The following is a 12664-nucleotide window of genomic DNA, read 5'->3' as shown; positions in this document are numbered from 1 at the left end:
GTCTGTTTCAGTCCTGTTGCTTACGTGCCAGGCGCTGGCCTAGCTTCAGTCGCCAGCGCACCGGCATTGCGCCCAGCAGGCGCAGTACCACAGTGAAGACACCGGGGAAGTTGATTTCCAGCGGGCGCTTGGGTATGCGCTCGGCAATGTGCCTGGCGGCGCGCTCTGCACTCCAGATCTGGGGCATGGGGAAGTCATTGCGGCGGGTCAATGGCGTATCGACAAAGCCAGGGCTGACCAGCGTGACATCGATGCCCTCGTTGACCAGATCGATGCGCAGGGACTCGATCAGGTAGCGCACGGCCGCTTTGGAGGCGCCATAGGCCCCGGCACGGGGCAGCGCCAGCCAGGATACCGAGCTGCCGATCACCACCAAGTGCGGGCGTCGACCGCGGCGCAGCAGGGGCAGGGCAGCCTGCAGGCAGTGACTGACGCCGAGCAGGTTGGTGCGCACCACGCGCTCGACCAGCTCTGGGTCGAAATGGCCTGGCTCCAGGTACTCGCAGGTGCCTGCATTGAGGATTACCAGGTCGAGCGCGCCCCAGTTGCGCTCGATGTGCGCGGCAACATCAGCGACCTGTCGAGGGTCACTGATATCGCCGATGGCCTGCAGCGTCTGCTGAGGGTACTGGGCGGCCAACGGCGCCAGTTTTTCAGCTTGCCGGCCACCCAGCGCCACCTGATGCCCCTGCTCAAGCAGCTGTTGCGCCAGCGCAGCGCCGATGCCGCTGCTGGCGCCCGTCAGCCAACAGCGGCTCATGCCAGCCGCCCCTTGAGCCAACGCACAGCGCTGCCCATCACCGGTACATGCTCATAAAGCAGTGCACCGGCGTCGAAGTAGTCTTGATGAAAGTGCACGCGTTCATGCCAGCGCAGGTGGCTGCAACCCTGCAAACTGATCAGGCGCCCGTTGGCCAGGCGTGGGTGGCGGAAGTTCAGCGTCCAGCGAATGTAGCCGTGGCCGGGTTGGACTTCGTCGGTACCCTCGAAGGTGTAGTGCACCTCCTGGGTATTGGCGTAGAGCTCTGCAAAATACGCGCGCAGGTCGCTCAGCCCGTCGATCTTGTGCAAGGGGTCGCGGAAGGTGACATCCTCGCTGTACAAGTCACCCAAGCGGTCGAGGTTGTTCGCATCGAGGCTGGCAAAGCGTTCGGCGAAGGTTTGCAGGTAGCTTGACATGCGCGGCCCTGTACAAAAATGGTTTCTTGTACAGGTATAGTCGATCCCGCTGCATAAAGCTATACAGGGTCATATTTTTGTACAGTTTTGCATGGGCGTGTCAGCTGTCCCTTTCATCCAGTTGCCGGCGCAATTGGGCCACCTCTGCTTCCAGCTCTCGTACCCTTTCCTCGGCAAACACCTGGGCCGTGACATCACGCTGTATGCCAATGTAATACGTCAACTGATCGGCCTCGTTGCGTATTGGCGAAATCGACAGTTCATTCCAGAACAGGCTGCCATCCTTGCGGTAATTGCGCAGCACCTGGCAGCACGGGCGCCCGTCCCGGATGGCCTGGCGAATGGCGTCCAGCGCCTCCTGATCATGGTCCTGCCCCTGCAGGAAGCGGCAATCCTGGTAGAGAATGTCATCGGCAGCGTAGCCGGTCAGGCGCTCGAAGGCGGGGTTGACGTAGATGAGGATGCTGTCGTTTCCTTCCTGCTCGGCAATGACGATGCCGTCGTTGGACGCCTCGACCATCAATTGCAGGAGTTTTGCGTCGATCATGGGGCCTCCTTGAAGTGGTTGCGTATGCTTATGCGCAGCTTAGCCTGCATGCAGCTATAGGTTTAGTATGTGTAACCGCCCTGATGATCCGCCGCAATGAACGAAGCGACCTTCACCGACCTGTTGCCAATGCGTGACGTTGTCAGCCTGACCGGGGTCAACCCGGTGACCTTGCGTGCCTGGGAGCGCCGTCATGGCCTGATCCAGCCGCAGCGTACCGAGGGTGGTCACCGGCTGTACACCGCACAGGATGTGCAGCACATCCGCGACATACTGCGCTGGACCGCCAGCGGGCTGCCGATCAGCAAAGTCAGCGAAATGCTGGCCAGGCGGCGAGACGCCTATGAGCAAACGGTTGAACCGGCTGCCGATGGCTATGCCACGTGGCGCGCTGCGGTGCTCCGGGCAACCCTGGCGTTCGATGGCCAGGCGCTAGAAGCCATTCATGGCCAGCTGTTCACACTGTTTCCCAAATCCACGGTGCTGCTCGACATACTGATGCCTGTGTGGCGCACATTACAGTCAGGCAGCACATACGGCCAGCGTAGCCAGTGGCTGTTTCTCGATGCCTTTCTGCGCGCCCGTTTGCTGCTACGTCTGCAGTTGAACCAGGCCGCCGCCCCTCGCGTGCTGTTGGCCGGCACCGGTGGCAGCGCTGAGTTTGAACTGCTGTGCCACGGCTTGCTGATGAGCGGTGAGCAGCAGCGGATCGAGGTGCTCAGCAGCGACCAACCACTGGAGGAGTTGCCCCTGTTGTGTGCGGCCATTGCGCCTGCCGCGCTGGTGCTGCTGGTGCAGCCCCCTGTGAGCCGTGGCCTGGCAGATCGTCTGCGCGCCTTGCAGATGGATATTGCCTGCCCATTGGCGCTGCTCGGCGATGGCCTGGCCGAATCGGCGACTGCGCTCAAGGGTATTCCACTGCGCCTGCTGGAGGGGCAGGGTGGTGATGCCGGCGCGATGCTCAATGCCTTGCTCAGGGGGGCGTTGGAGCTTTCGACCACCCAGCCTGCACCAAGGAAGCAAAGCGCTGAGCAATCCCGCTAGCCGGCGTTGGCTGTTGCTTGCTCGCTCAGCCTGGTGCACATGGCATCGACCAATGCGGCTACTTTGGGAAGCGACTGCCGGCTTTTCAGCCATGCGACGTTGATTGGCAGGCCGGTGGTGCTCAGCTGCGGCAGGATTTGGACCAGCGAGCCCGCATCAAGATGCTCCTGCACCAGCCAGGAGGGCAACTGGGCCACCCCCAGCCCGGCCAGCACCATGGCAAGCTGGCCTTCTGCGTTGCCGATGGCAATACGGCCCGAGACCACGCGCTGCTCGCTGTCGCTGGCATGGGCGCCTGGGAAGTGCAGCGGATACACACCGCCGTCGGTCCGGCCATAAAGCACGCAGCCGTGCTCATGGAGGTCCCGCTCCGTTTCAGGCACGCCCCGGCGTTGCAGATAACCCGGTGCGGCGCAAAAGATGTGCTGCTGCACGCCAATCAGCCGCCGCTCTACACCTTGGGGCCAGATGTGCGGCCCGCCAATGCGGACCAGGATGTCGATGTCATGCTCGATGGGATCGAGGAAGCGGTCCGTGAGCGTGATATGTGGCATCAGCAGCTCATGCTCGGCCATCAGCTCGATGAGCAAGGGCAGTACCCGCAGTTTGCCGTAAGAAGCAGGCAAGTCGATGCGCACCCGGCCACAGGGCTCGACCTGGGCACTGTGCATCTGCATTTCGGCCTCTTCAAGGCTGGCCAGGATCTGCTTGCAGGTCTGATAGTAATTGGCTCCCGCATCGGTCAGCGCCAAGCGCCGTGTGGTGCGTGCGAAGAGCTTCATGTTCAGGCGTTGCTCCAGCCGGGTCACGCTTTTGCTGACGGCGGAGGTGGTCAGGCTCATGCGTTCGGCCGCAGCAGTGAAGCTTCCGGCCTCTGCCACGCAAATGAAGACCGCAATGCCCTTCAAGCGTTGTTCATTGAGCAATGACGCCTCCGATTGTTGAATGAATTTCTCAAATGACCTTTCTTAAATACCAAAGACGATAATTTTATTCCAGGATACCCTCCTGCTCCAATTTCCTGTTCTGGAGTAGTCGCTCATGCATGCCAACCCTGCGTCCCTGTCGGGGGCAGCAGATGCCCGTGCAGGCACCAGCATTCTGATCCTTACGATGGCGGCGTTCGCTGTGCTGACCACCGAATTCATCATTCTCGGCATCTTGCCCGGGCTCGCCCGTGATCTGGGTATTTCAGTGCCGAAAGCGGGCCAGTTGGTCACCGTTTTCGCCTTTACCGTGATGCTGGTCGGGCCGTTTCTCACCGCTGCCATATCCCACTGGGACCGCAAAAAGGTGTTTCTCGGGGTGCTGATCATCTTCGCCGCATCCAATGCGCTGTCGGCGGTCGCTACGGATTTCTGGACCATGGCCTTGTCGCGCATCCTGGCTGCTGCCACGCTTCCGGTGTTTTGGGGCACCGCCAGTGAATCGGCAGGCCAGCTGGCGGGTAAAGGCAATGAAGGCAAGGCCGTAGCGCGGGTCTATCTGGGCATCACGGCGGCGTTCGTGTTCGGCATTCCGCTGGGCACACTGGCAGCCGATGCGCTCGGCTGGCGGGGCACCTTCTGGCTGATCTCGGGCCTTTGCCTGGTCATCGCGCTGCTGATGTGGGTGTGCCTGCCGCAGCTGCCGGAGGCGCCCAAAAGGGCGGGCGGCGAGCGGCAGACGATCATCCTGCGGGACCCGAAATTCATCTTTCATGTCGCGCTCTCTGTGGTGGTGTTCACTGCGATGTTCAGCGCCTACACCTACCTGGCCGACATCCTCGAGCGCCTTGCCCACGTGCCCAGCGCGCAGGTCGGCTGGTGGCTGATGGGCTTCGGTGCGGTGGGCATGATCGGCAACGCCATCGGCGGGCGGCTGGTCGACCGCAGCCCGCTTGGCGCGACCATCGTGCTGCTGACGGTGCTGGGCGCCGGCATGGCAGGCGCACCGCCTGCGGTCGATACGCGGTGGTTACTGGTGGTGGCCTTGGCCGCGTGGGGTATTGCGTATACCGCGTTGTTCCCTGTTTGCCAGGTACGCGTGATGATCGCAGGCGCCAAAGCGCAGGCCCTGGCCGGCACATTGAATGTCTCGGCGGCGAACGCGGGCATCGGGTTGGGCGCTGTGATTGGCGGCTTCACCATCGAGCAACTGGGGCTGGCTGCGCTGGGCTGGGTGGGCGCGCTGATTGCAGTGCTGGCGGTGGGCTTCTCACTGCTGCTGTGGGTGGCAAGCGATCGGGCCGGCAAGGCTGCTCACCGCGCCCGCCCAGCGGCATCCGCGCCAGTGAAGCAAGGCTGATGATGAACACGGCCTGCGCAAGGGCATATCGATATACCCTTTAATTCTTTGTTTCCTGGGCCCGCCTGCTTTCAACTACCGCCTTTTTTGAGCGAGCGATAGTCAGTGGAGCATTGCGAAGTAGTCGTCATCGGGCTTGGTGCAATGGGGGCCGCCACCGCTTATCAACTGGCCAAGGCGGGCGTCGATGTGGTGGGGGTCGATCGCTACCACCCACCGCATACCCTCGGCTCGAGCCACGGTGATACGCGCATTACGCGTCTTTCCGTCGGCGAGGGTGCCCAGTACGTGCCGATCGTGAAGAGGGCTCAGCAGATCTGGCGTGAACTTGAGGCGCTGTCTGGCGAATCGTTGTTCGAACAGTCCGGTCTGCTTGCACTGACCTCCAGCCCCGACTTCGATCCGCACGATAAAAGCGATTTCACCCTGCGCACCCTAGGCCTGGCCCAGGCCTATGGAATCGAGCACGAAGTGCTTGGCGCTGCACAGATCCGTCAACGCTTCCCGCAATTTGCCAATGTGCGCGACGATGCGATCGGCTACTTCGAGCCCGGTGGCGGCTTCGTGCGCCCCGAGCGGTGCATCGACGTGCAGCTGCGCCTGGCAGTGCAACACGGGGCGACGCTGCACACAGGAGAAACGGTCACTCAGATCAGCTCGGATGACTGCGGTGTCACGGTCTGCACCAACCTGCGCACATTAAAGGCGCGCAAGCTGGTGTTCAGCGCCGGCAACTGGGCGGGCGGTTTGTTGGGCGAGCCGTTCGACCGTTTGCTGGGGGTCTACCGGCAGAAGCTGTTCTGGTTCGAGCTCGAAGCCGAGGCGGGCCTTGAGGGTGCATCGCCAACATTCATCCTCACCCATGGGCGCGGGGACGACAAAATCAACTATGGTTTCCCAGCGCTGCCCGGGGAGGGCAGCATGAAAATCGCCACGGCCCAATACCACACGGCATCGCTGCCCGACCTGCTGGACCGGACCGTGAGCGCAGAAGAACAGCGGCAGATGTATGAGTCGCAAGTACAAGGCCGTATCGCCGGGGTGACCGACAGGGTCGTCAAGTCGGCTGTTTGCGCCTACACCGTCACTGCCGATCGCCACTTCATCATTGATGAACACCCTTCGCTGAAGCACACCCTGGTGGTGTCAGCGTGCTCTGGCCATGGTTTCAAGCACTCCGCCGCCTTGGGCGAGGCATTCGCCCAGTGGTGCATCCGGGGCTGGACCGACCTCGATCTTTCATCATTCACCCTGCAACGATTCCAAGGACAACGCTCAACTTGATGCGTGGCTGGCCACGACCGATCAACGGTTCGGCCATTTCTCCAGCAGAATGGAAACGAACTTTTCTGCCGCAGGTGAGAGCGAGGCCCCACGCCGATACACCAGCCCGAGTGTACGCGTCACCTCGGGCTCCATCAGCGGAACGCTCACCAACGTCGGATGGTCGGCAGCCGGCATGGCCAGGCTTGGCATGGCCGACACCCCCAGCCCCGCTTCGACCATGCCCAACGAGGTGGAAAGGTGCTGCACCTCATAGAACCACTTCGGCCGCCAGCTGAGGCCGGACAGCGCATGGTCCAGCAACATGCGATTGCCGCTCAGGCGCCCGACGCCGATGAGCCTGTAATCGGCAAGCTCTGTCCAGGTGACCGACGCGCGATCGGCCAGCTCGTGATCGCGCCGGCACGCCAGCACGAAACGCTCCTGCACCAGCGACACGAACTCGATATCCGGATGCTGGCCGCTCATCATGTTGATACCGAAATCGGCTTCACCGCGCAGCACCGCCTCCAGCCCCTCGTTGGCACTGAGGTCCAGCAGCCGGATACGGATTTTCGGGTACTGCTCGTTGTAGTCCCGAATCACCGAGGGCAGGAAGTAAAACGCAGCGGTCGGGATGCAGGCCAGGGTCACTTGGCCGGTCTGGCGCTCGGCAAGTTCGCGAATGCTCAGGATCGAATCTTCGAAATCGTCCAGCAGGCGCCTGGCCTTGGGCAGAAAGTCGCGGCCGACCGTGGTCAGGCTCACGCGCCGGGTGGTCCGTTCGAGCAGGGGCGTTCCCAGGCCCTCTTCGAGCTTTTTTATCCGCCGGCTCAACGCCGGTTGTGACAGGTGCAGCACCTCAGCCGCCTCGTGGAAGCTGCCAAGTTCGGCGATTTTCACGAAAGATCTGATGTCTTGCAGCTCATATTCCATGACGTTTTCCTAAAGGAATTCACCGCTTTATTGTTTTGTAAAACGCAACAATGTCTACGATATTTGCATTGGATCGATTTATCAAACTTTGTCACTCTTGTGTCCAGAACATCAATTTCCCCAATTGATCAACAAGAGTCAGTAGTCATGCAACGAATTCCTTGTGTGCTCATGCGCGGCGGTACCTCCAAAGGCCCGTTCTTTCATGCGTGGGATCTGCCAGCCAATGTGGTCGAGCGCGACGAGCTGCTGATCAACCTGATGGGCTCCGGTCACGAGCTGGAGATCGACGGCATTGGCGGTGGCAGCCCGCAGACCAGCAAGGTGGCCATCATCAGCCCTTCGCTGCATGCCGACGCCGACGTCGACTACCTGTTCGTGCAAGTGATGGTTGCCCAGCGCCGCGTCGATACCGCCCCCAACTGCGGCAATATGCTGTGTGCCGTGGGCCCTTTCGCCATCGAGCAAGGGCTGGTCAAGGGCAATGACGGCAAGACCCTGGTGCGTATCCGCAACCTCAATACCAACACGTTCGTCAATTCGCTGGTGGAGACTCCCGGCGGCATCGTGCGCTACGAAGGGCGTACGGCGATCGACGGCGTGCCGGGGACTGCCGCCCCGGTTCACCTGACATTCCTCGATGCCGTGGGTAGCAAGACGGGCAAGCTGTTCCCTACCGGGCAGGCCAAGGATGTGATCGACGGTATCCCTGTCACCTGCATCGACATGGCCATGCCCATGATGATCGTCGATGCCGCGCAAATGGGCGTGACAGGTTCGGAAACCCCCGCGCAACTGGATGCGAACACGCACCTGCTGCAGCGCCTTGAAGCCCTGCGCCTGAAAGCGGGCAAGGCCATGGGCCTGGGCGACGTCAGCAACATGGTGATCCCCAAGCCCGTGCTGATCTCTGCGCCGCGCTATGACGGTACGCTGCAGGTAAGGTATTTCATGCCGCACAACTGCCACCGGGCGCTGGCCATCACAGGATCCATCGGGCTGGCAACTGCCTGCGTCAGCCCAGGCACCGTCGTGATGGACATGCTCGGTGATGCTGCCCAAGCACTCACCGAAGTACGCCTGGAACATCCCAGCGGCGGTATCGATGTCGCGCTTTCGCGCGGTGGCCCGGATGGCCAGACCATTCAGGCCTCGGTGGTTCGAACCGCCCGCCGGCTGTTCTCCGGATTTGTATACGCCCCTGGTTTTCAGCGCATGGCGGGTTGAAGCCTGCCAAGCGTCAAACCGTGATGACCCAGGCAACACAAGCGCATCCGCACAATTTCAACAATGGGTGATGCCTCATGAAGATCGCAAAATCACTGTACTTCCAGATTCTCTGCGCCGTCCTGCTGGGCGTGGTGGTCGGGCATTTCTGGGCGCAACAGGCGGTTGCGCTCAAACCGCTGGGCGATGCCTTCATCAAGCTGATCAAGATGATGATCGCGCCTGTGGTGTTCTGCACCATCGTCACCGGGATCGCCGGCATGACGGACAAGCGTTCGCTGGGGCGCTTGATGAGCAAGACGTTGCTGCTGTTCCTGGGCTTGACCGTGGTCAGCCTGATCATCGGCCTTGCGGCGGTCTACCTCTTTCGGCCTGGCGAGGGCATGAACATCGACCCCGCCACCCTCAGCACCGAGGGGCTGAGCCAGTATGCTGCGTCTGCGGCGAAACTGAGTGTGGTCGACTTTTTCATGCACATCATTCCCGATACCTTCATCGGCGCATTCAACAAAGGCGAAGTGCTGCCAGTGCTGTTCATCGCGGTACTCAGCGGTTTTGCCTTGTCGTCGATGGGTGAAAAGGGCAAGCCGGTGCTGGATGTGCTCGAATCCGCTTCGACCATGGTGTTTCGCATTTTCGGCTACCTGATGCGCTTCGCGCCGATCGGTGCGTTCGGTGCACTGGCCTTTACCGTAGGCCAGTACGGAATCAGCTCGCTTGGCGCCCTGGCGAAGCTGGTCGGCACCTTGTACATCGCCTGCGCCTTCTTCGTCATCGTCGTGTTGGGTGGCATCTGCCGTGCGCACGGTTTCAGCCTGTGGAAACTGCTGCGTTATTTCCGTGAGGAATTTCTGGTGGTGCTGGGTACTTCTTCCACCGAGCCGGTGTTGCCGCGCATGTTGGAGAAACTGGAAGCACTGGGCTGCAAAAAAGGTGTGGTGGGGCTGGTGCTGCCCACCGGTTACTCCTTCAACCTGGACGGCACGGCGATCTACCTGTCGCTGGCGGCCATCTTCATCGCCCAGGCGTGCAACATCGATCTGACCTTGGGCCAGACCATCACCATGCTCGCCATCATGCTGCTGTCTTCCAAGGGCGCTGCCGGTGTCACCGGGAGTGGCTTCGTGGCCCTGGCCTCGACCCTGACCGTCATCCACGACATCCCCTTGGCTGGCTTGGCGCTGCTGATCGGCGTCGATCGTTTCATGTCCGAGGCGCGTGCCCTGACCAGCCTGGCCAGCAATGCCGTTGCCACCGTGGTGGTCTCGCTTTCGGAAAATGCCTGTGAGCGGGAGACCTTGATGCGCACCCTGAACGGTGAGCCTGAGGCGCTCGCCGAGCAGGGTGCGCCAACGGTGTCCAGCTGGCCTGCAGAGCCCCGTCGTCACGGCTGATCGTCACCCTTAACCCCCTTCGTTGACTTGGACTCCGCTCAGCATCACTGTGATGCCGAGTGGGGCAGGGGGCCGTCTGCGCGCCAGATGGCCACGCCTTAGAATAAAAACAAGAGAACCCAATCATGCTTGCATTGCTTGGCTTGATCATGGTGGTGACATTCACCTACCTCATCATGAGCAAACGCCTGTCGCCGATCGTTGCGCTCACCGTAGTCCCCATCGTTTTCGCCGTGATCGGCGGTTTTGCGCCGACCACCGGCAAGATGATGCTCGACGGCCTGAAGATGGTTGCCCCGTCGGCTGCCTTGTTGCTGTTCGCCATTCTGTTCTTTGGCCTGATGATCGACGCAGGGCTGTTCGATCCGCTGATCCGCAAGATTCTCAAGCGCGTCAATGGCGACCCGATCAAGATCGCCATCGGCACTGCACTGCTTTCGCTGCTGGTGGCGCTCGATGGTGATGGCACCACCACCTACATGATCACCTGCGCAGCCATGTTGCCGCTGTACAAGCGCATCGGCATGAACCCGATGATCCTGGCAACGGTGGCGATGCTTTCACTGAGCATCATGAGTGGCCTGAGCCCTTGGGGCGGCCCGGCGACGCGGGCCATCGCGGCGCTGGGGCTCGATGCGACCGAGTACTTCATCCCGATGTTGCCCACCATGATCGGTGGGGCTGCCTGGGTGGTCTTCACTGCGTTTCTGCTGGGCCGTGCCGAACGCAAACGCATCGGCAACATCAAGCTCGAGTCTGGTGGCGGTAATTGCTACATCAAGGCGATTCTCGAAGACACGCCGCACAAGCGTCCGCGGCTTGCCTACGTGAACCTGCTGCTGGTGGTAGCGGTTATGGTCGCGCTGGTCCTGGGCGTGATGCACGCAGCGATTCTGTTCATGATCGGTTTCGTTGCTGCCTTGATGATCAACTACCCGCAACTGGAGGTGCAGAAAGAGCGCATCCTGGCCCACTCCGGCAACGCCATGGCGGTCGTGCTGCTGGTGTTTGCCGCAGGGATTTTCGCCGGCATCTTCTCCGGCACGAAAATGGTCGATGCGCTGGCGCAGACACTGGTGGCCTGGATTCCGCAGTCCTGGGGCCACTGGTTCCCGCTGGTGGTGGCGATCACCAGCATGCCGCTGACGTTCGTGCTGTCCAATGATGCCTACTACTTTGGCGTGGTGCCGATCCTGGCCAACGCGGCGGCTGCCTACGGCATCGACCCGGTAGAGATCGCCCGCGCTTCGGTGCTCGGCCAGCCTGTGCACCTGATGAGCCCGCTGGTGGCCTCGACCCTGCTGCTGGTGGGTATGGTCGACCGCGATATCGGTGATTTCCAGAAGGCCACCGTCAAATGGGCGGTGCTCACCTCCCTGGTGATCACCGCCCTGGCCCTGGCCACCGGGGCCTTGTCCTTCTTCGTCTGAGCCGCCGAGGGCGCCGCCGGGCGCCCGCTTTCAACTCATTCAAAAACAACAACAGAGTACCGAACATGTCCCCAACTGCTCTGCGTGCGGCGGCCGCCTGTGGCCTGCTCTGCGGCGGCCTGCCTGTTGCCGGCGCTGCTGGATTCGTCGATGACGGCAAGCTCAAACTGCAACTGCGCAACGTTTACTTCAACGAAAATTTCCGCGACGAGCAGGGCATGAGCGCCCGCGCCGCCGCCACCGCCAAAAGCGAGCGAACCGAGTGGGCGCAGGGTTTTCTGCTCGACTATCAGTCAGGCTTTACCCAAGGCACGCTGGGCCTGGGGCTCGACGCCATGGGGCTGTTGGGAGTCAGGCTGGACTCCGGCCGTGGCCGCAGCGGTACGGGCCTGTTGCCGGTGCATGACGACGGTCGCGCTGCCCAGGAGTTCGCCAGTGCCGGGGTGACGGCCAAGGCTCGCCTGGGCCGTACGGTGGTCAAGCACGGTACCTTGCTGCCCAAGACGCCGGTATTGGTCTACAACGATGCCCGAGTACTGCCGCAGACCTACCAGGGCACACAGCTGACCAGCACTGACATCGAGCGGCTGACACTCACTGCCGGGCATCTGGACCGGTTCAAACAACGCGACTCCTCCGACAGTACCGGCTTGTACCTGGACGGTTATGGCGGCGCCGAGTCGGGCGATTTCAACTTCGCCGGCGCCGACTACGCGCTCAGCAAGCACGTGCGCTTGAGCTACTTCCACGGTCAGCTCGAACACTTCTACCGCCAGGACTTCGCCGGCCTGGTGCATGACCTTGCGCTGGCCGGCGGGGTGCTGACCACCGACCTGCGGTATTTCGCCAGCCGTGACAGCGGCGCCGCATACGGCGGCAGCATCGACAACGACCTGTTCAGTGCGCAAGTGTCCTACGCCCATTCAGGGCACACCTTCGGCGCGGGGTACCAGGTGCTGGACGGTGAAGCCGGGCTGCCGTACATCAGTGGCGCAACGGTGTATTCGTTCAGCAACGTTGGCATCGGCAAGTTCATCGAGGAAGAAGAAAAGACCTGGATGGCAAGCTATGCCTACAACTTTGCCGCCGCAGGGGTGCCCGGGCTGACCTTCATGACGCGCTACCTGAGCGGGGACAACGGCCGCTCCGGGGCGCAGGGCCTGAGTGAGTGGGAGCGTGACGCCGAGCTTGCGTATGTGGTGCAGGGCGGGGCGCTCAAAGGGCTTGGGATTCGGCTGCGCAACTATGTCTACAGGTCTGACTTTTCCCGCGGTCGGGACAGCAACCGCCTGTACCTGACCTATGACATCGCCATCTGGTGAATCTGGCCTGTAGCCCGTCAGTGCAGGGTGCATTGC

Annotated in this window: 12 protein-coding genes; 7 read left to right on the top strand and 5 right to left on the bottom strand. The window is 61.8% G+C overall.

All coding sequences use genetic code 11. The features are described from left to right. Window positions 1-7 precede the first annotated feature (7 nt). The 3 genes from ACIPZC_RS10800 to ACIPZC_RS10790 form a co-directional block, all read right to left on the bottom strand. Window positions 8-760, bottom strand: coding sequence for an SDR family oxidoreductase (locus ACIPZC_RS10800; RefSeq protein WP_241805317.1), 753 nt, complete (start codon window positions 758-760; stop codon window positions 8-10). After that, entirely contained in the window at window positions 757-1179 is a 423-nt protein-coding gene (locus ACIPZC_RS10795; RefSeq protein ID WP_241805316.1) for a nuclear transport factor 2 family protein, read from the bottom strand. The genes ACIPZC_RS10800 and ACIPZC_RS10795 overlap by 4 nt, the downstream gene beginning before the upstream one ends. Window positions 1180-1279: 100 nt before the next feature. After that, the gene (locus ACIPZC_RS10790; RefSeq protein WP_267816899.1) at window positions 1280-1726 is read right to left on the bottom strand and encodes a PAS domain S-box protein; all 447 of its coding nucleotides are present in this window, start codon (window positions 1724-1726) and stop codon (window positions 1280-1282) included. A 96-nt stretch (window positions 1727-1822) separates the two neighbouring features. Here ACIPZC_RS10790 and ACIPZC_RS10785 point away from each other — a divergent pair, with 96 nt between their 5' ends. Further along, a complete protein-coding gene (locus ACIPZC_RS10785; protein ID WP_400626807.1) occupies window positions 1823-2770 on the top strand; it encodes a MerR family transcriptional regulator in 948 nt (315 codons plus the stop codon). Here the strand turns inward: ACIPZC_RS10785 and ACIPZC_RS10780 are convergent. Next, entirely contained in the window at window positions 2767-3696 is a 930-nt protein-coding gene (locus tag ACIPZC_RS10780; RefSeq protein WP_400626805.1) for a LysR family transcriptional regulator, read from the bottom strand. The genes ACIPZC_RS10785 and ACIPZC_RS10780 overlap by 4 nt on opposite strands. 115 nt (window positions 3697-3811) lie before the next feature. Between ACIPZC_RS10780 and ACIPZC_RS10775 the strand changes: the two genes are divergently transcribed. Both ACIPZC_RS10775 and solA read left to right on the top strand, forming a co-directional pair. Beyond that, a complete protein-coding gene (locus ACIPZC_RS10775; protein WP_267816893.1) occupies window positions 3812-5056 on the top strand; it encodes an MFS transporter in 1245 nt (414 codons plus the stop codon). A 105-nt stretch (window positions 5057-5161) separates the two neighbouring features. Beyond that, window positions 5162-6340 carry an N-methyl-L-tryptophan oxidase gene (gene solA, locus ACIPZC_RS10770; protein ID WP_400626803.1) on the top strand — a complete coding sequence of 393 codons (1179 nt, stop codon included), beginning with the start codon at window positions 5162-5164 and terminating at the stop codon, window positions 6338-6340. A 21-nt stretch (window positions 6341-6361) separates the two neighbouring features. Here the strand turns inward: solA and ACIPZC_RS10765 are convergent, their stop codons facing one another. Next, window positions 6362-7255 carry a LysR family transcriptional regulator gene (locus tag ACIPZC_RS10765; RefSeq protein WP_241805308.1) on the bottom strand — a complete coding sequence of 298 codons (894 nt, stop codon included), beginning with the start codon at window positions 7253-7255 and terminating at the stop codon, window positions 6362-6364. A gap of 147 nt (window positions 7256-7402) precedes the next feature. Here ACIPZC_RS10765 and ACIPZC_RS10760 point away from each other — a divergent pair, with 147 nt between their 5' ends. The 4 genes from ACIPZC_RS10760 to ACIPZC_RS10745 all read left to right on the top strand — a co-directional run bounded on the left by ACIPZC_RS10760 (window position 7403) and on the right by ACIPZC_RS10745 (window position 12628). Next, a complete protein-coding gene (locus ACIPZC_RS10760; protein ID WP_400626800.1) occupies window positions 7403-8482 on the top strand; it encodes a 4-oxalomesaconate tautomerase in 1080 nt (359 codons plus the stop codon). A gap of 77 nt (window positions 8483-8559) precedes the next feature. Continuing rightward, on the top strand, window positions 8560-9876 hold the full coding sequence (locus ACIPZC_RS10755) for a dicarboxylate/amino acid:cation symporter (RefSeq protein ID WP_400626798.1): 1317 nt from the start codon (window positions 8560-8562) through the stop codon (window positions 9874-9876). 125 nt (window positions 9877-10001) lie between these two features. Next, complete coding sequence (locus ACIPZC_RS10750; protein WP_400626796.1) at window positions 10002-11306, top strand: CitMHS family transporter; 1305 nt, start codon at window positions 10002-10004, stop codon at window positions 11304-11306. A 65-nt stretch (window positions 11307-11371) separates the two neighbouring features. After that, a complete protein-coding gene (locus tag ACIPZC_RS10745; protein WP_400626794.1) occupies window positions 11372-12628 on the top strand; it encodes an OprD family porin in 1257 nt (418 codons plus the stop codon). Window positions 12629-12664: the final 36 nt, after the last annotated feature.

Source organism: Pseudomonas sp. NPDC089743 (assembly GCF_044748785.1).
Classification (GTDB): domain Bacteria; phylum Pseudomonadota; class Gammaproteobacteria; order Pseudomonadales; family Pseudomonadaceae; genus Aquipseudomonas; species Aquipseudomonas putida_X.
The sequence above is the reverse complement of the archived record's forward strand: the minus strand, read 5'-3'. Positions and strand labels throughout refer to the sequence as shown.

Coding starts and splice junctions, on each gene's coding strand:
- ACIPZC_RS10800 (WP_241805317.1), bottom strand. CDS start 760: ATGAGCCGCTGTTGGCTGACGGGCGCCAGCAGCGGCATCGGCGCTGCG.
- ACIPZC_RS10795 (WP_241805316.1), bottom strand. CDS start 1,179: ATGTCAAGCTACCTGCAAACCTTCGCCGAACGCTTTGCCAGCCTCGAT.
- ACIPZC_RS10790 (WP_267816899.1), bottom strand. CDS start 1,726: ATGATCGACGCAAAACTCCTGCAATTGATGGTCGAGGCGTCCAACGAC.
- ACIPZC_RS10785 (WP_400626807.1), top strand. CDS start 1,823: ATGAACGAAGCGACCTTCACCGACCTGTTGCCAATGCGTGACGTTGTC.
- ACIPZC_RS10775 (WP_267816893.1), top strand. CDS start 3,812: ATGCATGCCAACCCTGCGTCCCTGTCGGGGGCAGCAGATGCCCGTGCA.
- ACIPZC_RS10765 (WP_241805308.1), bottom strand. CDS start 7,255: ATGGAATATGAGCTGCAAGACATCAGATCTTTCGTGAAAATCGCCGAA.
- ACIPZC_RS10760 (WP_400626800.1), top strand. CDS start 7,403: ATGCAACGAATTCCTTGTGTGCTCATGCGCGGCGGTACCTCCAAAGGC.
- ACIPZC_RS10755 (WP_400626798.1), top strand. CDS start 8,560: ATGAAGATCGCAAAATCACTGTACTTCCAGATTCTCTGCGCCGTCCTG.
- ACIPZC_RS10750 (WP_400626796.1), top strand. CDS start 10,002: ATGCTTGCATTGCTTGGCTTGATCATGGTGGTGACATTCACCTACCTC.
- ACIPZC_RS10745 (WP_400626794.1), top strand. CDS start 11,372: ATGTCCCCAACTGCTCTGCGTGCGGCGGCCGCCTGTGGCCTGCTCTGC.